Source organism: Companilactobacillus nodensis DSM 19682 = JCM 14932 = NBRC 107160 (genome assembly GCF_000615905.1).
Classification (GTDB): domain Bacteria; phylum Bacillota; class Bacilli; order Lactobacillales; family Lactobacillaceae; genus Companilactobacillus; species Companilactobacillus nodensis.
Window position 1 is genome coordinate 129,950 of the sequence record NZ_BAMN01000005.1, and the last position, 26,341, is coordinate 156,290.

At 38.0% G+C, this 26,341-nt stretch carries 23 protein-coding genes; 9 read left to right on the plus strand and 14 right to left on the minus strand.

Annotation, left to right across the window (positions count from 1 at the left end; genetic code table 11):
- The first annotated feature begins 30 nt into the window (after positions 1-30).
- Both JCM14932_RS05310 and JCM14932_RS05315 read left to right on the plus strand, forming a co-directional pair.
- Positions 31-1,395, plus strand: a complete 1,365-nt coding sequence (locus JCM14932_RS05310) for an MATE family efflux transporter (RefSeq protein WP_025023970.1) — start codon at positions 31-33, stop codon at positions 1,393-1,395.
- 174 nt (positions 1,396-1,569) lie between these two features.
- Positions 1,570-2,625, plus strand: a complete 1,056-nt coding sequence (locus JCM14932_RS05315) for an SLAP domain-containing protein (protein ID WP_025023971.1) — start codon at positions 1,570-1,572, stop codon at positions 2,623-2,625.
- A gap of 385 nt (positions 2,626-3,010) precedes the next feature.
- Here the strand turns inward: JCM14932_RS05315 and JCM14932_RS05320 are convergent, their stop codons facing one another.
- The 9 genes from JCM14932_RS05320 to JCM14932_RS05360 all read right to left on the minus strand — a co-directional run bounded on the left by JCM14932_RS05320 (position 3,011) and on the right by JCM14932_RS05360 (position 11,982).
- Positions 3,011-4,048: an alpha/beta hydrolase fold domain-containing protein gene (locus tag JCM14932_RS05320; protein WP_025023972.1), complete on the minus strand. Its 1,038-nt coding sequence runs from the start codon at positions 4,046-4,048 to the stop codon at positions 3,011-3,013.
- 21 nt (positions 4,049-4,069) lie between these two features.
- A complete protein-coding gene (locus JCM14932_RS05325; RefSeq protein WP_025023973.1) occupies positions 4,070-5,446 on the minus strand; it encodes an MFS transporter in 1,377 nt (458 codons plus the stop codon).
- A gap of 532 nt (positions 5,447-5,978) precedes the next feature.
- Positions 5,979-6,788 carry a Cof-type HAD-IIB family hydrolase gene (locus tag JCM14932_RS05330; protein WP_025023974.1) on the minus strand — a complete coding sequence of 270 codons (810 nt, stop codon included), beginning with the start codon at positions 6,786-6,788 and terminating at the stop codon, positions 5,979-5,981.
- A 3-nt stretch (positions 6,789-6,791) separates the two neighbouring features.
- Entirely contained in the window at positions 6,792-7,595 is an 804-nt protein-coding gene (locus JCM14932_RS05335; RefSeq protein WP_025023975.1) for a Cof-type HAD-IIB family hydrolase, read from the minus strand.
- Between the two features lie 9 nt (positions 7,596-7,604).
- On the minus strand, positions 7,605-8,213 hold the full coding sequence (locus JCM14932_RS05340; protein WP_025023976.1) for a sugar O-acetyltransferase: 609 nt from the start codon (positions 8,211-8,213) through the stop codon (positions 7,605-7,607).
- Between the two features lie 96 nt (positions 8,214-8,309).
- Positions 8,310-9,416, minus strand: coding sequence for an NADH-dependent flavin oxidoreductase (locus JCM14932_RS05345; protein ID WP_025023977.1), 1,107 nt, complete (start codon positions 9,414-9,416; stop codon positions 8,310-8,312).
- 73 nt (positions 9,417-9,489) lie between these two features.
- The gene (locus JCM14932_RS05350) at positions 9,490-10,686 is read right to left on the minus strand and encodes an MFS transporter (protein WP_025023978.1); all 1,197 of its coding nucleotides are present in this window, start codon (positions 10,684-10,686) and stop codon (positions 9,490-9,492) included.
- A 48-nt stretch (positions 10,687-10,734) separates the two neighbouring features.
- Positions 10,735-11,301: a cob(I)yrinic acid a,c-diamide adenosyltransferase gene (locus JCM14932_RS05355; RefSeq protein WP_025023979.1), complete on the minus strand. Its 567-nt coding sequence runs from the start codon at positions 11,299-11,301 to the stop codon at positions 10,735-10,737.
- A gap of 3 nt (positions 11,302-11,304) precedes the next feature.
- Positions 11,305-11,982 (minus strand): ECF transporter S component family protein, encoded by a 678-nt coding sequence (locus tag JCM14932_RS05360; protein WP_025023980.1) that lies wholly within the window; start codon positions 11,980-11,982, stop codon positions 11,305-11,307.
- Between the two features lie 208 nt (positions 11,983-12,190).
- On the opposite strand from JCM14932_RS05360, the gene JCM14932_RS05365 reads away from it, so the two are divergent.
- A complete protein-coding gene (locus JCM14932_RS05365) occupies positions 12,191-12,910 on the plus strand; it encodes an MIP/aquaporin family protein (protein WP_025023981.1) in 720 nt (239 codons plus the stop codon).
- 35 nt (positions 12,911-12,945) lie between these two features.
- On the opposite strand, the gene JCM14932_RS05370 is transcribed toward JCM14932_RS05365, so the two are convergent.
- Positions 12,946-14,550: an ATP-binding cassette domain-containing protein gene (locus JCM14932_RS05370; protein ID WP_025023982.1), complete on the minus strand. Its 1,605-nt coding sequence runs from the start codon at positions 14,548-14,550 to the stop codon at positions 12,946-12,948.
- Positions 14,484-15,404, minus strand: a complete 921-nt coding sequence (locus tag JCM14932_RS05375) for an energy-coupling factor transporter transmembrane component T (RefSeq protein WP_025023983.1) — start codon at positions 15,402-15,404, stop codon at positions 14,484-14,486. The genes JCM14932_RS05370 and JCM14932_RS05375 overlap by 67 nt, the downstream gene beginning before the upstream one ends.
- A gap of 152 nt (positions 15,405-15,556) precedes the next feature.
- Between JCM14932_RS05375 and JCM14932_RS05380 the strand changes: the two genes are divergently transcribed.
- Both JCM14932_RS05380 and JCM14932_RS05385 read left to right on the plus strand, forming a co-directional pair.
- Positions 15,557-15,937, plus strand: coding sequence for a DUF4430 domain-containing protein (locus JCM14932_RS05380; RefSeq protein WP_025023984.1), 381 nt, complete (start codon positions 15,557-15,559; stop codon positions 15,935-15,937).
- Positions 15,938-16,031: 94 nt separating this feature from the next.
- Positions 16,032-16,748, plus strand: coding sequence for a DNA alkylation repair protein (locus JCM14932_RS05385; RefSeq protein WP_025023985.1), 717 nt, complete (start codon positions 16,032-16,034; stop codon positions 16,746-16,748).
- A 32-nt stretch (positions 16,749-16,780) separates the two neighbouring features.
- Here JCM14932_RS05385 and JCM14932_RS05390 read toward each other — a convergent pair whose 3' ends face one another.
- Positions 16,781-18,130, minus strand: coding sequence for an NCS2 family permease (locus JCM14932_RS05390; protein WP_034542629.1), 1,350 nt, complete (start codon positions 18,128-18,130; stop codon positions 16,781-16,783).
- Positions 18,131-18,486: 356 nt separating this feature from the next.
- Here JCM14932_RS05390 and JCM14932_RS14630 point away from each other — a divergent pair, with 356 nt between their 5' ends.
- Genes JCM14932_RS14630 through JCM14932_RS05400 form a run of 3 tightly spaced genes read left to right on the plus strand, consistent with a single transcriptional unit; the run spans position 18,487 to position 22,336 of the window.
- Positions 18,487-19,821 (plus strand): glycosyltransferase family 2 protein, encoded by a 1,335-nt coding sequence (locus JCM14932_RS14630; protein WP_235700522.1) that lies wholly within the window; start codon positions 18,487-18,489, stop codon positions 19,819-19,821.
- 39 nt (positions 19,822-19,860) lie between these two features.
- A complete protein-coding gene (locus tag JCM14932_RS16995; protein WP_235700523.1) occupies positions 19,861-20,466 on the plus strand; it encodes a PilZ domain-containing protein in 606 nt (201 codons plus the stop codon).
- A gap of 16 nt (positions 20,467-20,482) precedes the next feature.
- A complete protein-coding gene (locus JCM14932_RS05400) occupies positions 20,483-22,336 on the plus strand; it encodes a hypothetical protein (RefSeq protein WP_025023987.1) in 1,854 nt (617 codons plus the stop codon).
- A 166-nt stretch (positions 22,337-22,502) separates the two neighbouring features.
- Here JCM14932_RS05400 and JCM14932_RS05405 read toward each other — a convergent pair whose 3' ends face one another.
- The gene (locus JCM14932_RS05405) at positions 22,503-24,602 is read right to left on the minus strand and encodes an AAA family ATPase (RefSeq protein ID WP_025023988.1); all 2,100 of its coding nucleotides are present in this window, start codon (positions 24,600-24,602) and stop codon (positions 22,503-22,505) included.
- Positions 24,603-24,619: 17 nt separating this feature from the next.
- The gene (locus tag JCM14932_RS05410) at positions 24,620-24,841 is read right to left on the minus strand and encodes a hypothetical protein (protein ID WP_025023989.1); all 222 of its coding nucleotides are present in this window, start codon (positions 24,839-24,841) and stop codon (positions 24,620-24,622) included.
- A 142-nt stretch (positions 24,842-24,983) separates the two neighbouring features.
- Here JCM14932_RS05410 and JCM14932_RS14635 point away from each other — a divergent pair, with 142 nt between their 5' ends.
- Positions 24,984-26,288, plus strand: coding sequence for a DUF6792 domain-containing protein (locus JCM14932_RS14635; protein ID WP_235700524.1), 1,305 nt, complete (start codon positions 24,984-24,986; stop codon positions 26,286-26,288).
- Positions 26,289-26,341: the final 53 nt, after the last annotated feature.

The following is a 26,341-nucleotide window of genomic DNA, read 5'->3' on the forward strand; positions in this document are numbered from 1 at the left end:
ATTGTGATTACTTTTGAGGGGGTTATTTTTGTGACTGATTTAACAACTGGAAGACCTATCAAAGTTATCTTTCTATACACAATTCCATTGTTATTAGGTAACTTCTTCCAACAATTTTATAATTTTATCGACACATTGATTGTTGGTAAAACCATCAGTGTCAATGCTTTAGCCAGTGTTGGTGCTACTGGTGGATTGACCAGTTTGGTCATCGGTTTTGCGATGGGTATGACGAGTGGTCTAACTATTCTGACAGCCAGGCGCTACGGTGCTGGCGATGAAAAAGGTGTGACCAAGAGTTTTGCTTCAGGTATCTTGATATCGCTATTCATCACTGTGATCTTCACTGCCATTGCCATGTTAGTAGCGTATCCGCTACTCGTAATTATGCAGACGCCAAAAGTTCTCTTGCATAATGCATTTGTATTTTTGGAAATAATCTTTGCCGGAATATTTGCTTTCGTCGGATTCGATTTCTTGGGAAATACAATGCGGGCACTTGGTAATTCGCGTGTTCCACTGTTCTTTTTAATGGTAAGTACTGTTTTGAATATTCTGTTAGAATTGGTATTCATCCTCTACTTGCACATGGGAGTCGCCGGAGCCGGTCTGGCAACTGTCTTAGCACAGACCATCACGATGATTATCCTGTGGTTTTATATTAGAAAGAAGATTCCATACTTAGTAATTGGTTTCTCGGATTTCAAAATTGACAAAGCCGAACTAAAAGAATTATTGAGAATGAGTTTGCCAATGGGATTCCAATCATCAATCATCGCCATCGGTTCAATTATTCTACAATTCATGCTCAACACTTTGGGTGCACAAGCAGTCGCTGCCTACACTGTTGCAGGTAGAGTTGAACAAATCGCTACTTTACCAGCAATGAGTTTTGGTATCGCCTTAGTCAACTATACGGCTCAGAACCTTGGTGCTAAGCACTATTCCAGAATCTTAGAAGGTGTCAAAAAAGGATTGATCATGTCGGTTGCCTCCAGTGTTATCATTGGTGCCCTACTAGTATTATTCGGTAGAAATATCTCTCACCTATTCATGAATGGACCTGAGACGCACGTCTTGAACCTAATTCAAATCTACTATTGGTTCAACGGAACCATGTACTTCATGCTCTCGATCCTATTCATCGTTAGATACACATTACAGGGACTTGGCAATCAAAAAGCCCCAACCATTGCCGGTGTGGCAGAACTACTAATGAGAATCTTCGCCAGTGTCGTCATGATCCGCTTCTTTGGATTCTACGGTGCTGCAATGGCAAGCCCACTAGCTTGGATCGGTTCAGTCCTAGTTCTCGTAAGTACTTGGAAAATCGAACTCAATCGCCTTAGAAAGCTTCAAGACGAGTCAGAACAAATCGAAAATGTAACAGACTAAAAAGAACTTTATTAACTGATTTTCTAAGTTAATAAAGTTCTTTTTATTTAATAATCAATCACTAAATATTTTTATAAATGGAATGTTTAAGAATCACGTAAGGAGTTTTTAGATCACATTTTATCAATATAATATAATGTAAACTTCCCATATAACTGTAGGAGGTTATATCTTATGAGAAGAAACGGATTCTTGATCAGTGCTACCATGGCTGTTATGATTGCTCCAACAATGCTTGGCGGATTAGCATTAGACGCAACAACAGTTCACGCTGATTCAAAAATGATTGGAATCGTTCGACGTGACGGTGGAAATCTAGTCAATAATAATGGTGTCTTGATACCAGGTCGAACACTTGGTAACTTCACATCTTGGAAGCTAGGTACTCTAAAAAATATCAATGGAGTTGACTACTACCAAGTTGCGACTAATGAATGGATCAAAGCAGCTTCAGTCGAAATAAATAACGCTACTGCTAATTATTCTGTGAATGACGGACTAGTTAAGACACCGGGTTATGTCGGTACGGTCAGACGTGGCGGCGGCTCGATCGTCAATGATCACGGTGAATATACTAACCATACTTTAGGCAACTTTACTTCATGGAAACTTGACGCTAAAAAAGAAATGCGCGGTACGATTTATTATCGAGTCGCGACTAATGAATGGATCTCCGCTGCCTCGATGGATATCAATGTGCCACAAGCCACTAACATTACACGTACCCCAGGCTTTGTTGGAACTATTTCCCATGGTGGAACTCTTTCATATACTGACAATGGTCAAATAACTAACAATGCCTTCGGCAATTACACAGCTTGGAAACTTGATGCCAAAAAAGTTATGAATGGCCAGACTTACTATCGTGTCGCTACAAATCAGTGGATCGAAGAAAGCTCCATGTCGGTCGCAGATGCTAACGGTCATATTATCAACCAAACACAAACTGATAATGATACAAATAATATCAACAACTGGGACCCATATGAAGCTCAATCAATTGGCTTGAGAGATTACTATGATAGCAGCACCAATACTTACGTCCACAATCCGTACGGCGCTGGTTCAATGTTCACGATTTACAAAGTCGTTAAAAATATCAACGGCAAGTATTTCTTCTTGATCGATCAATACAACAGATGGCTACCATCAGATGACTTTGACAACATACCACAACGTGTCTTCAATTCGGCTGAGTACGAGCCTTACTTCGCTACTTCTGTTAAATAAAAAACTGATTCTACTCGTAAATTTGAGTAGAATCAGTTTTTTGCTTGACTAAAAGTTGGTATTAAATGTCGTTCCGCAAGGCAGGAACGGTGTCTGTGGGGACACCATGCCTGCCTTGCTGCACTAAATAATTTGACTATCTATCCAACACTAATTAAATCTAATCTGATACCGATCAGCTTCAGCTGGAGATTGTCAGTGAAGGAACCAGCTGTGAAAGTTTTGTTAGGGCGGTGATTTACCGGCCTTACAAAACGGACGAACTTTAAGATTTGCGAACCATGCAAAGCTTAAAGTCGAAGTCCCAGACCGCTTCTCAGGCTGAGGCTGGTCCCACAGCAGGTGGAGTCACTGACAATCGGAAGCGGCGAACAAAACACAAAATCTACAACCTCTTAGCACACTCATAAATTGCATCTTCACTAGCAGCAGCCTTACCAACCAAATTCAAGAATGCATGTGACATACCACCATAGCGAATATAAGTTGCATCACACCCAGCCATACCAAGTTTTTCAATGAAAGCTTCATCTTGAAGGCGGAATGGATCATACTCACCCGTCAAAACTGTCACTTTCTTATACAAAGTTGGATCAGAATACATTGGTGAAAGAATTGGTGATGTCAAATCAATATCTTGTTCTGGCAAGTACAACTCAGTCATCTTTTTATCCAATTGTTTAAAGATTTCATAACTTGCATGAAGTACGTCACGTTGTTCGTCAACAATTGGAATACGTGAATCATCCCACAGTCCACCATTAAGATCTGAACCATGAATTACCGTTGGGTAGAAGAGCAATTGACTAGAAATGTCACATATCCCCATATAATGACTCAACTGGCTCAATCCCAACGCCATGGAACCACCGGCGGAATCCCCTGCAAGTGTAATATCATGTTTTGTTTTTACAACTAACGAAAGTACTGAAAGACAATCCCAGAGTCCAAATGGATATGGATTTTCTGGAGCTAATCCATAGTCAACTGTATAAATAGTTCCATTGAATCTGGTTGCCAGAAGTCTGAGTGGAATCAATGAATCCTCTGCACTACCACCGTAATAGGCACCACCGTGAATGTAGATCAATGCACGATTGTTGTTTTCACAGCCCTTTTTGTAAATTCTCAAATAACGAACCTTACGACCCAATTCATATGAGTAACGAGAGTCTACACAAATATCTGGATACTGCATTTCAGGAATTGGTGCCGGTTCTGTACCTGCACGAAGTACAGTTAGATCATTCGATAATACTGGATTATCAACGACTCCCTTTAAGTCATTCCATGTGTTTGTTTCATATGAGTGGGCATCAACACGGTCTTTGATAACCATATTCACATCTTCCAAGCGAGGGACCTCAACTGGTTCCACACGTTTAAGTCGATTCAATTCTGTCAAATAATTACTTGTGATCATAATGTCCTCCCTGATTATTTGTTAAGCTTCAGCAACTTTTGTATGATTCTTCTTTGCTTCTGCTTCAGCCATTTCTTTCTTTTCGTTCAAGTTATAGAATACGAGAATTCCAATAATCAATACAGCAAGCAAAATTGGAAGCCAAACGAAGTTAATGTTAATAGCTAATTGAGCCTTGGCAGCTTGTGTCTTGGCAGTGGATTGGAAACCACCCCATGTCAGGATCCAACCTGATAGCGCACCACCAATACCCATACCGATCTTAGCACCAACAACGGGAACTGATGATAAGAAACCCGGTTCTTCAATGTGCAAGTGAGTTCTAGCAAATTCAACCGTATCAGCAATCATAACGAAGGCAATTGTAAAGACGGAACCCATGGCGATCATGGCGATCCCATTACCGATGAATAACAGTGGTAAGTTTTGTGATTTTTGACCGATAGGCATAAGAACTTCACCAATTACGAAAACAACTAGTGAAACATCCATAACATCACGGTTCTTGAATTTCTTTGAAAGGATTGGAGCAAGCAAGTTACCAGGTACAGCGAAGATCGTCATACCTAAGAATAAACCAACAATTGCGGGGCTCTTATAAACATAATTAATGTAGAAAACACCTGAAGCCATTCTTACTACCCAGAATGTTTGGATACAAATAAAACTCAAGGTAAGAATTACCCAAGGGCGGTTTTTGAAGGCACCTTTGAATGAATCTTTAACTGACAAATGACCTTGGATTTCTTCTTCACCAGCATCTTCACTGATGTCCCTTTCTCTCAAATTCAAGAAAGCTAAGAAGAAGCAAGCGGCAATTACTAATCCAACAATGGCTCCCCAAATGGCGAAACCTGTTTGTTGATTTTTACCACCAAAGAAACTGACCATTGGTAGTGTAACAGCACCGATGACAGCTGTACCAGTATTTGTCAGAACCATTCTGGCAGATGCCAAGTTAGCACGTTCGTCAGCATCATCTGTTAAACTAGGCAAGATTGCAGTAATAGGTGTATTTGACCCTGAATAGATCAAACTGAAGACTGTATAAATAACACTGATCCAGATCATTTGAATAACTTTGTTACCACCAAATGACGGATTGAAGAATAATAGAAATGCCAAAATTCCTAATGGAATACCAAACCATAAGAAGTATGGTCTTGCCTTACCATATTTAGAATGAGTGTGGTCAATCAAGAATCCGAAGAACATTCCATCGAAGGCATCAACGAAACGAACTAGTAAGAATAATGTTCCAACGAATGCAGCAGATATTCCAAGGACCGTCGTGTAATAGAATAGTAGGTATAAACCAACCATTTGCCAGATTAAATTTCCGGCCATATCAGTCATCCCATAGAATATACGTTGTTTCCAAAGTTGTAACTTGTTCATAGTATTTCCTCCTTTCGATAGGCAAGATATTGATAATTAATTTTTTTGTTATCAATATCTTGATATCTTTTTCAACTATATTATATAGCCTGTTTAAACAAATACAAGGCAAAATGTGTAAGTTTCTTTTACAAAAATTGCACGATTGCCTATGTGATGGCGTTTGCACAAATATTTTAGTAAATATTTTTTTGAAATTTAATTGTACAAAAATAGACATAACTAATTTTTCCACATACAATCTGTACAATTTTAAATACGCATTAACACTAACCCTATGGTACATGTCTAGTGCTAAATAAAAACTCACAGTGATAAATATCCCACTGTGAGTTTTATTTGTGATTTGATGTCGTTCCGCCAGGCAGGTACGGTATCCGTGGGGAACGACCATAGCCAAAAAACGGTCTATGGTCTCGCCTTGCTCCACTTAATCTTGTTACCGCATAATCTTTACTAACTAAGTATGCTGATTGATCTTAGCTGGAGTCACTGATAATCGGAAGCGGAAACCACTACATAACCTAAAATACTAAAAGACAAACTTATCCATAGCCTTAGCAATACCATCATTATCATGCGTATCAGTAATATAATCAGCAAAATTCTTTGCAATATCCGATCCATTTTCCATACAAACAGCGGTCCCAGCATATTTGAACATAGAAATATCATTCTTCTCATCACCAAATGCCATTACCTGATCAGCTGTCAAATTAAGATACTCAGCCAATCTGCGTAATCCAAAGCCCTTGCTAGCACTACGATTCATCACCGCTAGGAAGACAGTTCCTTCACGCACAACATTAAATTGCTCATCAAAGTCCCTTATCACTTGTAGCTCCGTGTTATCTAGTTTTTCGATTTCACCAACAAAATCAAACTTTGCTGCGGCAAAATCCTCTGGTAATTCATCCGGTGTTCTAACATAAATTCCTGCATGATTTTCATTTGCTTGAATTACTGCGACACGGCTGACATCACGATTGCCAGTATAAACATTACTATTATCATCCAGAGCATAGTACTGAATATCATGCTCATCACCATATTTGACTAATTGTACATATTCATCTTTGTTGATCAAATACTTGTTCAATGTCTTACCTGCTGCTGTCTCCACAATAGCACCATTGTACGTGATCACGTATTGGTCATCCCCGTGAATACCCAATTCATCCATATATTCTGAGACTCCAGCCAATGGACGTCCAGTGCACATTACAATTTTAATTCCCATATCTAAGGCACGCTTTATGGCCACTTTACTAGATTCAAGAATCATCTTGTTTGAATCCAACAAAGTATTATCCATGTCGAATGCAATTACTTTAACACTCATTTACTACCCCTCTTTATTCAGTAGTCTCTGCACATAATTAATGACACCATTATTATCATTACTCTTAGTGACATGATCAGCGATCTCTTTGACGTCATCAGTTGCATTATTCATGGCTACACCATCCCCGACATAATCCAACATTTCAATATCATTACCACCATCACCAAATGCACACATTTCCTCAGGTTTAATATGCAAAATATCACTGAGTTTGTTCAAACCAGTGGCTTTATTTACACCCGGTTTAATAATATCTATTGATCCATGCCCACTCGATACTGGCGTTGCGACTCCACTTAATCCAACTGTTAATTCATCAACTAATTTTTCCGTTACATCATCTGGACAATTAGAGGCAAACTTCAAAACCTCATCATCAACCTCACGAAAATCCGAAACTCTTTTTAATTTGAAATAATAATGATTAATATCTTCAAATAGTTCGTCAGAAATACTTTTCAAAACATAAGCACTATTCTTACCACAAACAACTAATTCTAAATCTGGTATTTGTTCTGCCAAATCAATGACTTTCAGATAACTGTCCTCATCAAAACTTGATGACCAATATTCTTCATCTTGATAAGTAATCAACGCACCATTTTCAGATACATAAATAGTCTCTGGATATTCTTCAAAGAAAGAACGTAACTGATAATACTGGTTACCACTGGCGACAACAAATCTAACATCATTCTGGTCCATTAATTGATGAACTTTCGCAAACGACTCAGCACCGTAGTTACTTTGGCTATTCAAAAAAGTTCCATCCATGTCGGTCGCAACTAACTTTAATTTTGTCATCTTTATCCTCTAATTTTCAAAGTATTTTTGTTTTTCGAGTTCCCAAACTTTTTTATCATTTTCATTTATCTCACGTAACACGTGACAAGGATTACCAACTGCAATAACATTATCAGGAATATCCTTAGTAATGACTGAACCAGAACCAATGACAACATTACTTCCGATAGTAACTCCAGGATTAACAATAACTCCGCCACCTATCCAGACGTCGTCTCCGATCACGATGGGCTTGCCATATTCATAAGCTTCATTACGAATAACAGCGTCAATTGGATGCCCTGCAGTATATAGACCAACTCGTGGTCCAAACATGACGTTCTTACCAATTGTAATTGGTGCAATATCAAGAAAAATACAATCGTAGTTAGCATAAAAATCTTCACCAATTGTGGTGTGAATTCCGTAATCAGTATGGAATGGTGGTTCGAAGTAAATATTGTCCCCCGTCTTACCAAACAGTTTCTTTAATAAATCATGACGGATATCACCGTCATCTTCAGTTGTCTGATTATATAGACGAGTTATACTCTTAGCACGATGCGAATCTTTGGCTAACTCCTGATCACTGGCAATATAGAGATCTCCAGCCAGCATTTTTTCTTTTTGTGAGCGCATATTGTTTTTACCTTTCAAATTTGTAAATCGTTTACAAATAAAATTGTACCATTTATGGGTAAAGAAAAAACACCCACAATGTGAGTGTTAAATTAACTAGTCAATTAAACTATCAGGCTTCATGCCTGTTAAAAAGTCCCAAGTACCATTACTGATCTGATAAGTATCTTGATCCATTCTCGACAACTTATGATTGATAAGTTCTTCGTGACCAGCCAAGACTTTACCAACAAAGTGCGGCTCAAGTAACATTTGAATACCAACACCAACTAATTCAGCGTTATTTAGTATGCCCTCAGCTTGCTCCTTACCTTCAACGCCACCGATACCGATCAACGGAACACGTCCGTTAATTTGGTCATGAACATAAGCCAAGATCGACTTATCTTTGTAGTCATCACTGACGGAAACACGTTTGTAATCATTCTCAGATAAGTGTAAGTAATCCAATGGTTTGTCAGCAAGTTTATCGACTAGATACATCGTATCTGACATACGGATCCCGGGATTTTCATATTCTTCAGGAGAAAACCTATATCCGACGATAAAATTCTTAGCACCGGACTTATCAACAACATCTAACACGCCATCCACTAACTCATCAATGAAATGATAACGTTTCTCAAGGCTGCCACCCCACTCGTCATGACGACGATTAGAATGTGGTGAGAAAAATTGTTGGATAATATAAGTATTGGCACCGTGTAGTTCTACACCATCAAATCCAGCTTCAATGGCACGTCTAGTGGCCTTCCTAAAGTTATTGATCAACTCTGTAACTTCAGCAGATTCCATTGCACGAGGTGTCTCAGCACCTGGACGCTCGGAAGCAACAGCACTGGCAGATACTGGTTGAACACCGTGAAGAACACCAGAATCGGTCATACGACCAGCATGGAAAATCTGCAATATTGCCTTAGTTCCATTCTTCTTAATTACTGCAGCCAACTTAGCCAGTCCAGGAATGAACTTATCATCAGCGACACTGAGCTCGCCATCCCAACCCTTACCATTATCTTGAACATTGGCTGCTCCAGTAATAACCGCACCATTTTCTCCGGCACGAGAACTATAATAACTCACCTCATCATTAGTCACAGTCCCGTCGAAGAAACTCATTTTGGTCGTCATTGGCGACATAATAAAACGGTTCTTGATCGTCAAACCACGTCTGAATGTTAATGGACCTGTCATTTTTGTCATAGATATCTACCTCTTTAGAACTAAATTATGATATTAAAAAGATGCCACCGTCAAGTAACACCTCATAATATTATTAATCTTTAACCAGTAACGATGTGAATGCGCCGAGTAATAACGAGATTGCCATAAAAATAAAGGCATTCGCAAAGTTACCACCTGATTGCTGAACAATACTACCAATCAACATTGGTGCGATGAAACCACCTAGAGTTCCACCGGTACCAACAATTCCTGATGCGGAACCAATGATCTCTTCAGGGAAAATCCTCTGTGGCCATGAAGCTGTGGCGGCAAAAGTGGAAACAATGAACATTCCACTGATTGCCACACTGATGATGGCAACAATCAATGTTTTGGCCAAAATCAAACCGACAATACCTAAGACGGCAATGATCGCACTACTAATAATAAATTGCTTCTGCTTACCAGCCATTACTCTAGTAAGAATAATACCAGTACCTAAGCTACCGAGAATCTGCATGATAGCACTGACCGCCATGATAGCCCCAGCTTGAGCAACTGACAGATCGAACGTATGAGTCAAATAACTAGGCATCCACGACATAGCACCATAGGTAACAATATTTTCGAGCAGTAAAATAACAAAAATTAAAATAACACTACGATTCTTGATTGTCTGACTGAAAGGCAGTTTCTTTTGAATCTTAACCTCAGTTCTAACCTCACCAGAATCATTAGGCAGCATAAACAAAACACAAAGAAATGCTACTAAAAACAAAGTTCCTAACATGTAATAACCGTATCTCCAATTAGCGGAAATAACGTTGGCACCCAAAGTATAAGCCAAAATGCCACCAATACCAGTTGTCGTCAAAATCCCTGACTGGGCCATAACACGTTTGGTCGGATCGAAGTTCTCCGCAATGGCCTTAGACGTTGAAGGTGGATAACCTCCGTGTCCTAATCCTGCCAAGAATCTGATTGCAATGAACAACAGTAAACTGCTGGCAAATCCAAATAAATACGAAGTTACTGCGATACTTGCCAATGATATCAGCAAAATCTTCTTGGCTCCGATTTTATCAGCCAACCAACCACCGGGAATCTGCATACATGAATACGCTAAAAAAAATGCACTCATAATGAACCCCGTTTGAGTCGTGGTCAAATTGAAGTCCTTAGCAATCGGAATAACCGCTGTCGAAACCATAGTCTTATCCATGTAGACCATCGTATAACCGATCATCAAAGCGGTAATAACTTTGATGTTCTTGGCCGACATTTTCGGCTTAGTAGTTTCTTTTCCCATAACGCCACCGCCCTTCGAACACTTTTATTTTCAAAGAAAGTGTCTAGTTTATCTAAACACTGGTTTGCTATTACGATACAGCACATCATCGACATCTTCAAGAACATTGGCATATCTTGCCGCAGCGAAGAAATAATCCGATAGACGATTGATAAATTTCAATACTTCAGCGTTGATAGATTCATCCTGCATCAAAGAAACGATCTCTCGTTCAGCACGTCGAGTTACCGTCCGTGCTACATGTAGATATGAGGCCGAAACAGAACCACCAGGTAAAATAAATTTTTTAACCTGTGGAGCCACCGCCATATACTTATCAATTTTTTTCTCTAACCAATCGACTGTTTCGTCATTCTTGAAGATATATTCATGTTTAGCATCGTCTTCAGGAGTGGCTAAGTCGGTACCACAATCAAACAATAATTGCTGAATTTCTTGCAGTTCATCCTTCAACTCAGCTGTTTTATCAGTCAAACTAGCCGCAACCAGTCCAACTAATGAGTTGAGTTCGTCAACCGTACCATAAGCATTGATACGCTTGTCAGACTTGTACAAAACGTCGTTACCAATAATACGAGTTTGCCCCTTGTCACCAGTTCTTGTATAAATTCTCATTATCTACTCCTTCGTGATAAATAAATTATATTTTTCTTTGTAGTTGTTAAATATTTTAATCCAACGTTTACCGACTAACAATAATAAAACAGCAGTAAATATTGCGTGGATCAAATCAAAGTAAAAACTACCAGCGATCGAGATACCGACACTCTTCCAAGTTATCGGATCAACGAAACCAATAATATAGTAGACATCCATGATCCATCCCATAATAAATCCTGATGCAAACCCCCAGACTGTCAATAACCAACGTGGTATTTGCTTACGTGACAGTAACCCTGATATTAGTCCAATAATACCTAGGGCAAACATCTGCCATGGCGTCCATGCCCCTTGTCCAAAATACATATTGGAGGTTAAAGCGATTATCGTACCCATTAAGAAGCCTGTTTCAGGTCCACTGACAATTGCTCCCATGATCAGAACAAATAATTCCGGTTTAACAGATGGCAAAGCAGCAAACAGAACACGACCACCAACCGCCAACGCACAAATGATAGCAATAAAAACAATTTCTCGTGAATTCTTACGTGAATGCTCGAATTTTGCAAAATAAACGCCAATCGTTAACGCTAATAATATAAATGAAAACAACAAATAATTCTTACTTCCGAAAACTGCCATTAAGATTAAAATAATAATTGAAATGGCAATTAACGAAATTGATTTTTTATTCAAAAATGTTCCTCCTTCAACTGTCGATAATTACCAGTGTAATTTAAATTACGTAATAATTCTTAGTTTTTTTTAAAAAAGCTCTTAAAAATGGTAATTATACTGTCAAGTATGTATAATATTTGTAAACGATGACATTACTAATAAAATGGTAATTATATCGAATTTTAATAAATTTTTATAGAATTATTTGCACAAAGGGGTGTATTTTATGCAAGATAGCTTAACTTTACAATTATTGGGTGAATTCATTGGTACCTTAGTCTTGATCCTACTCGGTGACGGTGTTGTTGCAGCTGTAAGTTTGAAAAAATCAAAGGCTGAAGGTGCTGGTTGGGTCGCTATTGCACTTGGCTGGGGTCTCGCAGTAACACTTGGTGTTTACTGCTCCGGATTCTTGAGCCCTGCTCATCTTAATCCAGCCGTTACATTAGGGATGGCCATTGCCGGATTATTCCCATGGTCATCAGTAATACCTTATATCATCGCTCAAACATTAGGTGGTATCGTTGGTGCCGTACTAGTCTGGGTCAACTACTATCCACACTGGGCTGAAACAAAAGATGAGGATGCTATCCGTGGTGTATTCGCAACTGGACCCGCTATCAGAAATTATCCAATGAATTTTATCAGTGAATTTATTGGTACTTTCGTTTTAGTCTTCGCTCTACTAGCATTTACACGTGGTAAGTTTACCGATGGATTGAATCCAATGGTCGTCGGTGTCTTAATTACATCGATCGGTTTCTCACTTGGTGGTACGACAGGTTATGCTATTAACCCTGCCAGAGATTTGGGACCAAGAATTGCTCACCAAATTTTACCGATTGCCAATAAAGGTGATTCTGACTGGCCCTATAGTTGGGTTCCTGTCTTAGGACCTATGGCCGGTGGCGCTGTTGGTGCATTAGTTTATCTATTAATTCCTTAATAATAAAAGCTATAGGACAAATATTAATATTTGTCCTATAGCTTTTTTAAATTATTCCAAGTCAAAGCATCTGGAAAACTATCCCTAGATGCCTTATTTATTTCCGTTGTATAAAAGAATTTGTCCCTGAAAAATTCAATTGGTTGTTTGAACTCACTTAATTTACCGTCAAACATCATTGACACATAATCAAACCGCGTCGCAAAAACTAAATCATGACTATTTGCGAATAAGATACCGCCAGTTGCCAGATAATCCTCTAATAGCTCATGAAGTTTTAAAACCATATTAGGATCTAATCCCTTCGTTGGTTCGTCCAAAAACAATACCTCAGGATTCTTGATCAAACCAATTATCAGCGCTAAGAATTCCTGTTGTCCTCCACTCAAATCATAAGGACTGATATCTTTTAACTCAAACAAATCATATTGTTTTAGAATCAAATCAACTTGTTGAGAAGTGATCTCAGAATTATTTTGTTTTAGCTGAAACTCGATTTCTCCAAAAACAGTATCGGCAACAAACAGTAGCGCTGGATTCTGCGGTAGAACAAACAGTTTTTGATAAATATCTATATTCTTATTATTAACAGTCTCACCATCCAAAACAATCTTGCCGGACTGTTGCTTCATCTGCTGTGAAATAACCCTGATCAATGTGGACTTACCAACTCCATTAGGACCGACTAAGCAGTATGACATCCCTTCATCCAACTCAAAATTAACTTTATCCACAATTGTTTTTGACTCAAAATCAAATCGGAATTCCAAATTTTTAAGCTGTAATACTTTTTTGGAATTATTAACTTTTCGAGGACTATCGACATAATTTATTCCATCTTTATGCTCAATTAACAGTTTATTAAATTGACGATTATTCAATGGCAAAACCATATCATCGTTAAACTTTAATTCCATAAAGGATCTATCTATTTGAGACAAATAATTCTTATAAAAATTATCTTGATACATCTTCTTTAACGCTGTATCGACCTTTTCATCCAGCAATATCGACCCCGATTCGATGATAGCCAAACGATTGGCATACACGGTATTACGTTCGAGTGAATGTTCCACCATGACGATAGTTACATTTAATTCCGAGTTTATTTTGTGCACCATCTGCAGTAATTTTTCGGCCGCAATTGGATCAAGTTGTGACGTCGGTTCGTCTAGTAACAAAATATCCGGATCAGTTATCAACGCTGAAGCCAAATTGATCAATTGCTTCTGCCCACCAGATAATTCCTGTTCAGTTAGATCCAACAAGTCGATGATCCCGAAGTAACTTGCTACTTCCGCGATTCTCATATGTCTTGTATCAGTCGAATAGCCTCTATTCTCAAGAATAAAATTAAATTCATCCCTAGCACATTCAGTTATCATCTGATTATCCACAAATTGCGAAATATAAGAAATATTATTATCAGCTATCTGACAATCTAGAGTACCTTCGGTAATATTACCAACCACTAGGTCCGGCTTCAGTTGTTTCAATAAGGTACTTTTACCACTACCGGTTTTACCGATCAATAACAAAAAATCGCCTTTGTTGATGGTTAAATCAACCTTACTTAACGAAAGTTTTTGACTGTTGGCATATTTGAAGCTGTAGTTTTTGAAATGTACCATTTCCACCATAAGTATTGAAACACTCCTATTAAAATTGGCATTGTAATCATAATTAAATTGATGACACTGATAATTATTATATTTGAATTTATTCCGAATTTAACTGTCGCTGAACCAAAATCAACTTTGCCCGTTTTTAAAAATATCATCGTAAAATTAAATATGATAGTCAGAAAACTAACTGTGAAAAAAATATAGTCTGACTTCGTACCATGATAATCCCGAGAAACTTTCGCACGTTCGTTATAACCCTTAGTTATTAAGACATCCGATACATTCATAAAACTTGCAACTGATTTGTTTAAAACTATTTCTAGCAGGTCCATTTGTTTGGAGACTTTACCGTTACCGTGATAATTATTATTACGAAACTTATAAAGAAAACTAGTATTCTCAAATATTTGAATTATCTTGGGAATAAACTTAATCGTCAAAATAAAGACAATAGCAATACTCCGTAAACTTTTGGACAGTAAATCAAAAATAACTTTGACATTAGTCAATGAATCATAAATATAGAAGGCTAATAACAAATTAACGAATGAAAAGGCCAAGATACCAGCATTCAAAAGCGATTCAGTGGTCACTCTCAGTAATGGTATTTGAAAAAGAACATTACTCCCTCTTTGATTGATAATCAGATTAAATATAATCGTGGTCAAAAAAATTATTACTGTAAATTTAAAATAACCTTTCGAATCTTCTCTTTGAGTAAACTTGGCAACGAATAATAAAGACAAGAATACTACCAAAACAATTATTGGGTTATTAAATACAAGTGATGAAATAATGATTGATAATAAATAAACTAGTATCGAAAAATTATTTACTGATTGTTTAAATCCAGAATAAATTTTTTTCACTATCAATCACTCTCCCATCTACTCACTAGTACATTTAAGAATAACACAATTCCAAAGTATTATTATTCACATGAAATCCTTATATATTGATAAACAAATTCTCTGATATAATTAGAAATCGCAAGCTAATTTTATCTGAAGGAGTACATATTATGAAAAAAAGAATCACCGTTTTATTAATGTCATTGTTATTGCTTATTGGTGTTATCGCACCGGCTGCCACAACAACCGCTGATGCAAAGACAAAAAACATCAAAGTTACTTATGTCTTGAAAAAGAATAAGAAACAAATTGCTAAGAAGACTGTTACCTTAAAAAAGAATGCCACTGTTATGACTGGCGTCAAAAAAGGCTGGAAAGTTACTGAAAAGGGCGGCTTTATCTCAGCTATCGATGGCAAGAAGCAAAACAACAAAAAGAAGATCTACTGGACCTTTACTGTTAATGGTAAAAAAGTTAACGTTGCTGCCAACAAAAAGAAGTTAAAGAATAAAGACAAAGTTACATTCACATTAGCCAAATATAATGGCTAATTAATATTTCTTACAAATAAGTCGTTGAGAGAACATCTCAACGGCTTTTTGTATGTCATAATAAAAATAAATAAATTTGCGAGGTTGACTTAAAATGCTATTGAATTTGAAAGAACTCAATTGGTCAAAATCAGACTATGAAAAATTTCTAACTGAACTGGAAAGTATGAGTGATCCAAAATATCGTGAGCGAGCTGTAAAAATCATTGTTACTGCCTATCCAGTCATCGGCATATCTATGAGTGAGCTTCGCGCTATAGGCAAAGAAATCAGTCAAGGCAACCCCAAAGAATTCCTAAGCATTGTTGGGACAGAAAACTATGAAGTCGTCATCATCCAAGCTTACGTTATAAGTAACATGAAACTCACCCTGACAGAATTCACCTCATACTGCGATGAATATTTATCAAAATCAAATTCTTGGGCAACTTGTGATATGGTCATTCACTTCAAACAAGTTCTCAAGTATCGTGATGAGTTCTTGAATACTATCAAGTCTTACTTGAACAGCGATAATCCTTGGCTACAACGAAGTGGCCTGGTCTTCTTGCTGAAGTTCTACAACACAGCCGGTTACACTGACGAAATACTCGAATTAGCCACTTCAATAAAGAGTGATGAGTATTACGTTCAAATGGGACAAGCGTGGCTATATGCAGTTATCTTCCCGCATGATCAAGAAAGAATCTACCAAATCATTGCTAAAGAACCACAATCCAAACTTGCCAAATTAACCGTCAGAAAAATCAAATCACTCCGTCACACTAATGATGACGAAAAAGAATGTCTAACTGCAATAATCAAAAAATAGTTCACTGGAAAAAATCCCAATGAACTATCTTTTTAATTATGTGGCAAAACATTAATAATATATAGCAACAATAGGAAGACAAAGAACAAACCGTACATAATACCGTTAACTTCTTTTCTTCTACCTGCTGCCATCATTGTCAATGGATAGGCTATGAATCCAAAGGCAATACCATAAGTAATATTATATGTAAGTGGCATTGCTAGAACTGTTAAGAAGGCAGGTAAAGCAATCTCAAACTTCTCCCAATGGATTCCCTTCATTGATTGAGCCATTAAGGCACCAACGATAATCAATACTGGTGCAGTAACGTTTGATGTGACAACCGTTAATAATGGTGAGAAGAACATGGAGATAGCGAAGAACACACCAACAACAACTGATGTTAATCCTGTTCTACCACCAACGGCAATACCGGCACTCGATTCAACATAGGCTGTTGGAGGAGTTGTACCAAAGACAGCTCCACTGACCATTGAGATAGAATCAGCCATCAAAGCACGCCCGATTCTTGGCATCTTACCATCCTTCATAATACTTGCTTGTTCCGCAAGTCCAATCAAAGTACCAGCAGTATCAAAGAATGCTACCAATAGGAAGATAATAACAACGGCCCACATTTGTGGTTTATTGATGATCTCCCCAACATGCGAAATACCAACACCAAAAGTTGGTTTCAAACTTGGAATACCAGAAACAATATGCTTAGGCATTGAGATCAAGCCAGTTACTAATCCAGCAACAGTCGTGAAGACCATCCCAATAAAGATTGAACCAGGAACTTTTTTGCACATAAGTCCAGCCGTAACGATCAATCCAGCAATCGTTAATAGAGTTGTTGGATTAGTGAATGATCCAATCTCAACTAATGATGACTTGCTGGCTTCGATCAAGCCACCACCCTGCAATCCTACGAAGGCAATGAACAACCCCAGTCCAGCCGAAACAGCTAGCTTCAGATCTTGTGGAATTGAGTTGATAACTAATTCACGCAATTTCAATAATGAAACAATTAAGAAAATAATACTGGCAACGAAGACCCCTGCCATTGCTGTCTGCCATGGAATTCCCATCGCAATAACAACTGAATAACTAAAAAATGCATTGTCACCGAGTCCTGGTGCAATAGCAATTGGATAATTGGCCAAAATCCCCATCAAAACAGATCCGACAATCGCCGTCAAAGCTGTGGCAGTGAATAATGAACCTTTATCCATCCCTGAATCCCCTAATACTTGTGGATTAACGAACAGAATGTATGCCATAGATACAAAAGTTGTTAATCCAGCCAAGACCTCACGTCTAACAGTAGTGTTAGCCTCTTTTAGATGAAACAAACGTTCTAAGAAACTTAGATTCTTTTCATCATTCAATGATTCCAATATAAACGCCCCTAATCAATTCTTTTTCACGAACTTATATAGTATTGCAAAGTTGAATTGATTTTTCAATACAAATATAAACATTTTCTATATAAAATTAATTATAGTTCGTGTTTTGCTACAATTTTGAATAATTATCCAGTTTTATATCGTTATGTCAACAAAACATAAACGATTTTTTCAGAAATGTCTCAATTAATTTTCTATATAAACTCGATATTTAAAGCTAATAATCCAGTAAAATCCGAACATTGTATGGCTAAGACAAATATATTTACACTTTTCAGTTTACTATTTTCATTTAGCGTTATTATTGAATATATAAGTATTTTTATACAGAAAAGTGGGCAGATTAAATGAGGATTTCAACCAAGAAAAAAATCATTTATATTTTGGCAATCGCACTATCAGTACTTTATTTACTATGGCGTGTATTCTTTACTATTCCCTGGCACGCTCATATCTTCACACTTATTTTTGCCCTACTATTAGTTGGTAGTGAATTGATCTCAAATTTCACCGCTTATGTTTTGATAATCTTTCGCATTATGCAATCCAAGAAAAATCATAGTCTAGAAATTCCTAAATTTGATCCAACTCAACCTGTACCAGATATCGATATCTTGATCGTGACTCACAACGAGGATGTCGATTTACTTAGAAAGACCGTCAATGCGGCTACATTCATGAGGTATCCCGATAAGAACAAAGTCCACGTTGTTATTTGTGATGATGGCTGTCGAGACGAGGTTAAAAAATTAGCAGCTGAATATCACGTTGGCTATGTCAAAATGGAAAACAACAAAAAAGCCAAAGCCGGTAATATCAACCATGCTTTGGCACAATTAGATTCACCACTGTTTGCCATTTTTGATACTGATATGATTCCGTTCTCCAGTTTTTTATACAGCAGTGTTCCCTTCTTCACTAATAATTGGGCCAACTTAAGGGCTGACCCTGATCACACTAAGGCACTGGGATTCGTTCAGACACCACAAAGTTTTTATAACGCTGATATTTTTCAGTTTAACTTATTCGCTGAAAACTACGTTGCTAACGAGCAAGATTTCTTTTCACGTGACGTTAATGTCTTAAATGGTTATAACGAAACAGCTCTATTCACCGGTTCCAACGCTGTCTTCTTACGTAAATCCGTTGATCAAGTTGGCGGATTCCCAACTGATACTATTACTGAAGACTTCGAGCTAGGAACACAGATCAACATGGAAGGTTATACAAGTATTGCTACAACGCAGCCCGTCAGCAGTGGTATCACACCAGTTGATGTCAAAGGTGTCATTAAACAGCGTACTCGTTGGGCGCGTGGGGTTGTTCAAAGTTGTCGTAACTTACACATCTTCACCAATCCTAATCTCTCTATGACGAATCGAATCATCTTGATCAATACTTACCTATATTGGTGGACTTTCACTCGTCGATTGATCTATATCGTAGCGCCGTTATTGTATGCACTATTCAAAGTACAAGTTGTTAATGCTAATTTTTGGATCTTGATGATCATCTGGGCGCCAGGTTACTTCCTATTACATTACGTCCTCGGTGATGCTTCAAGTAAGATTCGTAACGAACGCTGGGGTGAAATTCAGGAAACATTTTTCGCACCATACTTGTTCATCCCTGTTTTTTTGGAAACAATCGGTATTAAAGCCAAGAAATTCAAAGTAACTTAGAAAAACGTCACTTTCTCATTCAAAGATCGACTTTATATTTTGCCATATCTATTCCTGTGGTTGCTCACACTCTGGGCAATTATCAAGTTTAACTATGGTAAATGGGGTTCTGAAATCATTGTCGGAAGTGTGATTACTTTTTGGCTAGTCACTCACTTTATCAACTTAAGTTTTTGTCTATTCGTATCAATGAAGCGAAACATATATCGTAAGAGTGAACGTTTCTTAAGTGAAGCCACTGGTGAGATCCAATTACCTGGCGAAGCCGCACCAACAACTGAATTCAAAACTCGAGATGTTTCTGAAGGTGGATTCTCATTTGAATTCATTGATCCATCCGTCAAACTCAAACAGAATCAAGAATTCAGTGGCATCTTGTATCACGACAAGTTTCCGATTCACTTCACTAGTCGCGTCGTTCGTGTCGTGGAACAAGAACCGGTTTGGTATGCCGTCACGATCAAAATTGACAATACTAAGGGTCAAGATCATTACATAGAGTTGATTCACGATGGTGATAATGCTTTACTACCAAAGATGCAGGACAATTGGATCACACCACTAGATGAATTACATCTGAATGCTGTTATGCATTTGAGATCGATTGAACGTACGTTTACCAAATTTATCCGTAATAACTCTTAACAGGGAGTATAGTAAATTGTCTGTATTCGGTTTTATAATTTTTTTCATTGCCCAATTGGGTTATGCCGGAGGACTTCGAGAGTTCGGTATAAATAAACATCTGTCTTGGATAACAGGCATGATCATTCAAACATTGATCCTGTATGTCTTCGCGATGCTAAAATTACTTCCATTCGCACTAAACGCGGTGGTTATTTTTGGTATCCTGATCGAAGTAATAAGGATCGTCTTGTTACTAGTCCATAAAGGTCATACCAAATTCGAAGAGATGCATTACTTTGATGTTTGGATGATGGTTATTGGTATCATCTTAGGCAAAACTCTGGTAGAAAGTCCCCTGCTTCATTATGATAACTATTCTCACTGGGCACTGATCGTCAAATTCCTCCTATTTCAAGGACACCTTCCTACTGCCGGTGATTCACTGATTTCATTCACATCTTATCCACCAGCAACGGCACTCTTCATTACACAATTCGTCCACTGGGTCGGGTTCAGCGATGGTGCTATGCTATTAGCTCAATTTCTATTGATCTGGGCTAGTTTCTATGCGATATTCTCCGTCTTAAGAGATCGTACTAGGGCATTGAATGCCTTCATTTTGTGTTTTATTATCTCCATAACCAACGTCTTCAATATTGCAATTCGCATGAATAACCTGCTGGTAGATTTTATTTTACCAGTTGTTACAGCTGCTGGAATTGCTGGTATCTATACTTACCGCAAAAAATGGAAAATTGCTTGTTTTATTGCCTTCGTATTCAGTGACGAACTACTATTGATCAAGAACTCTGGTGCCATGTACGTTGTCATGACTGGCTGTTATCTCTGGTACACGTTGATGAAAAACACCAAGGGTAATTTATTCGAACGTATTGGCAAAAGTTCTATCTTATCCATCCCGACCATGATACTAGGTTACCTGCCATTCTTCTGGTGGAACTTACACGTCAAATCAACATTTGCCGCTGTATCTAAGCACCAAATCAGCTCACAAGCATACAAACACCAATTATCTAGCGAAAGTTCAACGGTTATTTTAAAAATCGGTCGGAAATTTATGCATCAAATAATGAGCACAAATTCCTTATCGACTAAAGGAGTTATCCTAATAAATATTGGTCTGATCATCGCCTGGTTGATTATTCGCATCTTTCTTGATAAGAAAACTAATCTATTCGCAACACTAATTGCACTCGATTTGAGTTTTGTCGCCTATTACATCAGTGTCTTCGCAATGTACATCGTCTCAATGCCCTATGCTGAGGCCATCAAGTTGGACGGGTGCGAACGCTACTTATCCAGTATGGTCATCCTAAACTTGCTATTAGGATCGATGGCATTAGTCGTGGCAATGGATCGAGCGTACTTCGAACAAGATATTTCCAAACGTTCATTGCGCTCATTCTATTCGATCATAACTAAGAATATGTACCAGATCATGGCACTAGTCTTAATGATCTTTTCAGTCATCATGATGTTCTCTGAAATCAATGGCATCGAATATAACGATACTTTGGGTAAAGAGGAACTACCGGTCCAAATGAAAAATCTTGCACCACAGATTACCAAAATGAATCATACCAAAATATTATTAGTCGATCCTCACGCTGTCGATGCCGACGACTATTACGCCGGATATGTCGGTAGATATTACTTCTTCTCAGACAAAGTTACTGGTCAAGAGAACTTCACAATGTCGCAACAACAGTTCAAAACTACCGTTAATGGCTACCAGTATGTCGTCATTCCTGAATGGCACCGAACATTTACAGTCATGACACAAAAGGTCTACCATCAACATTTAAAAGTCGGTATCTTCAAAGTCACACCTAACAAATTGATCAGAGTCAAAAATATTAAAGCATAAAAGCAGGCTTATAGCATAACCACATTTCACTAAATCTGGAGCGTAAACGCGCAACAAAACACAACTTCTTCCGTTTAACTACAAAAAGCATCGCATTTACTACGTAAATACGATGCTTTTTTAGGTTATACTCAGAAGCTAAACGTGTTTTGTCACGCTCTATTTTCTATTTATTCTCAGTGATTTTGATTGTTCCATCTACTAAGTCAGCTTTAAGATTCTTAACATCCAAGTTGTCCAAGTAGAATTCAGCAACCTTATCTCTAATCTGTTGTTCGATGACCCGACGAAGTGGTCTTGCACCCATAGCTTCATCGTATCCTTCATCGATCAACCATTCCTTAGCTTCAGGAGTTACTTCAAGTGTGATATTCTTCTTAGCCAAGTTCTTATTTACATCGTCTAATAACAAATCAACGATTTGATTCAAGTCAGACTTTGATAGATGAGTGAATTCAACGATACCATTGAATCTATTCAAGAATTCAGGACGGAAGTATGGTGCTAATTTGTCCATTAGTTTTTCATCTTGAGTAGCTTTGTCACCGAAGCCGGCATTTGATGCGGCGATAACAATCGTATTCTTGAAATCAACAACATTACCTTGTCCATCAGTCAAACGACCGTCGTCCATAACTTGCAACAACAATGTCAAAACTTGTGGATTTGCCTTCTCGATTTCGTCTAACAAGACGATTGAATATGGATTACGTCTTACTCGTTCAGTCAAAGTATTGCCGTTATCCTCATAACCAACATATCCAGCCGATGTACCGATCAACTTAGATACAGCGGTCAAGTCAGAATATTCACTCATATCCAAACGCACGATAGCATCCTTACTACCAAACATATCACTTGCTAATTGTTTGACTAATTCAGTCTTACCAACACCAGTTGGACCAACGAATAAGAAACTACCAATTGGACGATTGCCCTCGTCGAAGCCAGCACGGTTACGACGAATAGCACGGACAACCATATCAACAGCTTCATCTTGACCAATCACATGACCCTTGAGACGCTTGCCCATTTCCTTCAACCTCTCAATGTCACTGGCACCCATTTGTGATACTGGTACACCAGTTAATCTTTGAGTTGATTCAGCAATGTCATTCACAGTTGCAATTGGTTCAGCTTCACTGCCTTCGTCGTCGTTTAGTTTGGCATTCAAGTCTTCGATTTTCTTCTTCAAATCAGCGGCTTTTTCGAAATCTTCTTTCTTAGCAGCCTCATCTTTTTGAGCTTCAGCTTCTTTCAAGGACTTCTCCAAGCTAACTTTGTCAGTTACCGGATTCTTAGCTGCCAAGTGAGCAGCTGTCATATCGATCAAGTCGATTGCTTTATCAGGGAGTGATCTCTGTGGAATGTATTGTACTGAATAATCCACAGCAGCTTTCAAAACTTCATCAGGCAACTTGACATTGTGGTGATCTTCGTAAGCCTTGCGCAATCCCTTTAAGATAGCTACTGTCGCATCTTTACTTGGTTCATTGATCGTTACATCATTGAATCTTCTAGCCAAAGCAGCATCTTTCATGATCGTATTACGGTACTCATCTTGAGTAGTTGCACCAATAATTGAGATCTCACCACGGCTCAAAGCTGGTTTGATAATATCTGATAAGCCTTTACTACCAGCATCTCCGCCTGCAGCACCAGTTCCGATGATCTGGTGAATTTCGTCGAAGAATAGAACTACATTACCAGCTTTTTTGACTTCCTTAAGTAGGTTTTGAATGTTCTCTTCGAATGAACCACGGTATTGCGTACCAGCTTCTAGTGAAGATACATCAACAGAGATGATCTGCTTGTCTTTGATAGCAGCCGGAACATCACCTTTGACGATTGCTTGTGCCAATCCTTCAACAACCGCAGTCTTACCAACACCAGCATCACCGACTAGAATTGGATTGTTCTTAGTACGACGACTCAAGATCTCAGCCGTTTCTTGAATTTCTTTATCACGCCCAATAACGGGGTCAAGTAAACCGTCGCGAGCTTCTTGCGTTAAATTACGTCCGAGTTTGTCTAACAACTTACCGTTACTTCCAGAATTAGCTTGTTGCGCCTCATCACCGACAGGAACTTGCTTGCCAGCCGTACGCATTTCTTGGTATCTAGCCAATTCTTCAGGTGTTAATTCATGGCCATTGACATAGTACTTCGTGCCATTACCATTGTTGTTCTCACCCATCAATCTGTTGAAAATGTCATCCATATCGTTATTTGAAAATAAATCGTCATCCCAAAATGATCTTGCCATAAATAATTACCTCTCTCTCATTTTAGATAATGCAATTCCAAGTCACGTAGAACGCGCCACATCTCCATATCTTGCGCTTTGGCCAAGGCCTCAATATCGCGTAGATTGAGCGGCGTTGCGGAAGATTGTTCCTTATTAAAGGACTTATGCAAAGTGGTATAACCGTACCCACTCTTCTTCGCTATGAAGTAAATCGTTAAATGCTTATCCTCTAAATAAGTCTTAATGTCTATTTCCATATCTCCAACCTCCACAAGTACATTATAGCACATCTGTAATATATCACAAGTGTGAAGTACTACAGATGTGCTATATTTTGTAATAATTATACTTTCATATCATTATTTTGGTACACTGAATATAGAGACTCGAGGTGATCCTATGAAAGAGCTACTCAAATCTTTAAACAGATTAAACAAGATTTATGAGCAATTTGACCTGTTAAATTTTCGAGCACATAAGGCCATGCCATTGACCTTCAACAAAAAGGATAGCAAAGAATTACTTCGCCAAAATAAGCGTATGTACTTCAGCTACTCTTATTTGAACAAAGAAAAAACTAGACTTACAAATTTGATATTATCTCAAACTGTAAATCTTAAAGATCCACTTTTTAAGCAAAAAAGAATGCTGCATCCTGAACTTATCGATAAAGCACTAAAACTTAAAAATATTGATGAATCTCACGCCAAAGAAATGGAAGACATTCCGAACCGTAACCGTAAAATCAATAAATTGAAACGTCTGATAGCTATGATCCAAGATGAAAGCATTGGTTTATGTCAAGGTTACTTAACACAGATGAAAGTTTTGATATATCAAAACAAAATGCATGTCTTTGAGGAAAGAACTGAAAAATATCAACCTCACGAATTACTGAATGATCTCGACTTCAGAACTAGGATCATGCAGTTTGATTATGACCGTTATATGTTCGATGAATTCACTCCCGAAAGTTTCTTAGACTATTTGATTTTTGAAAAAGTCCAAAGACATACTACTTACATCCGTTCTTATGATGCCAGGGTCCTGATTCCTGAAGCTGATGCCTGTGGATTCTCAGGTATTGCCTACGAAGTCGAAATCGATGGTATTCGCGAATGTTACGTTACCTTCAAAGGAACTGAAGCCGACATGGATTATACCGAACGTTCGCGTCGTAAGCGCCTAGATAAGTTCTTGCTGGAAGGATACAAAGACTGGAATTACAACGTCAATGCCATCCTTGTTGGCAATGATACTGAAAATCGCCAGATGATGGTTGCCAGAGATTTTATCAGTTACCTTCAGAACAATATTCAAGATAACTGCTTGCTGTACGGCTTAGGACACTCTCTAGGCGGTCATTTCGTACAGACCTTACAGCTAACTGATGATTGTTTTGCCGGTGGTTACACGCTTAATTCTGCACCGATCAACCTAAAACAAGTTCAAATCATCAACCCCGAATTATTTGATGAAGCCACTTGGAACAAACTCTTTGAGTTGACCAGAGATAAGACCAATGGCAATATCCGTAACAGCGAAATCAAAAAGTTATTACCAAGAGAATATCCAGAAATTATCAACCAAAGTTTTGAACAGGATCTGACCCAAGTATCTACGAAATCCCCTATACGATCTGGATCGGACACAAGTGGGAATACAATCTTAATAACTGGAAATATCCATTTAGAAATCACCTAGCTTCATACCTAAATGCCGGTGAGATTCATTCTTATCAACATTTCTTTGAACAA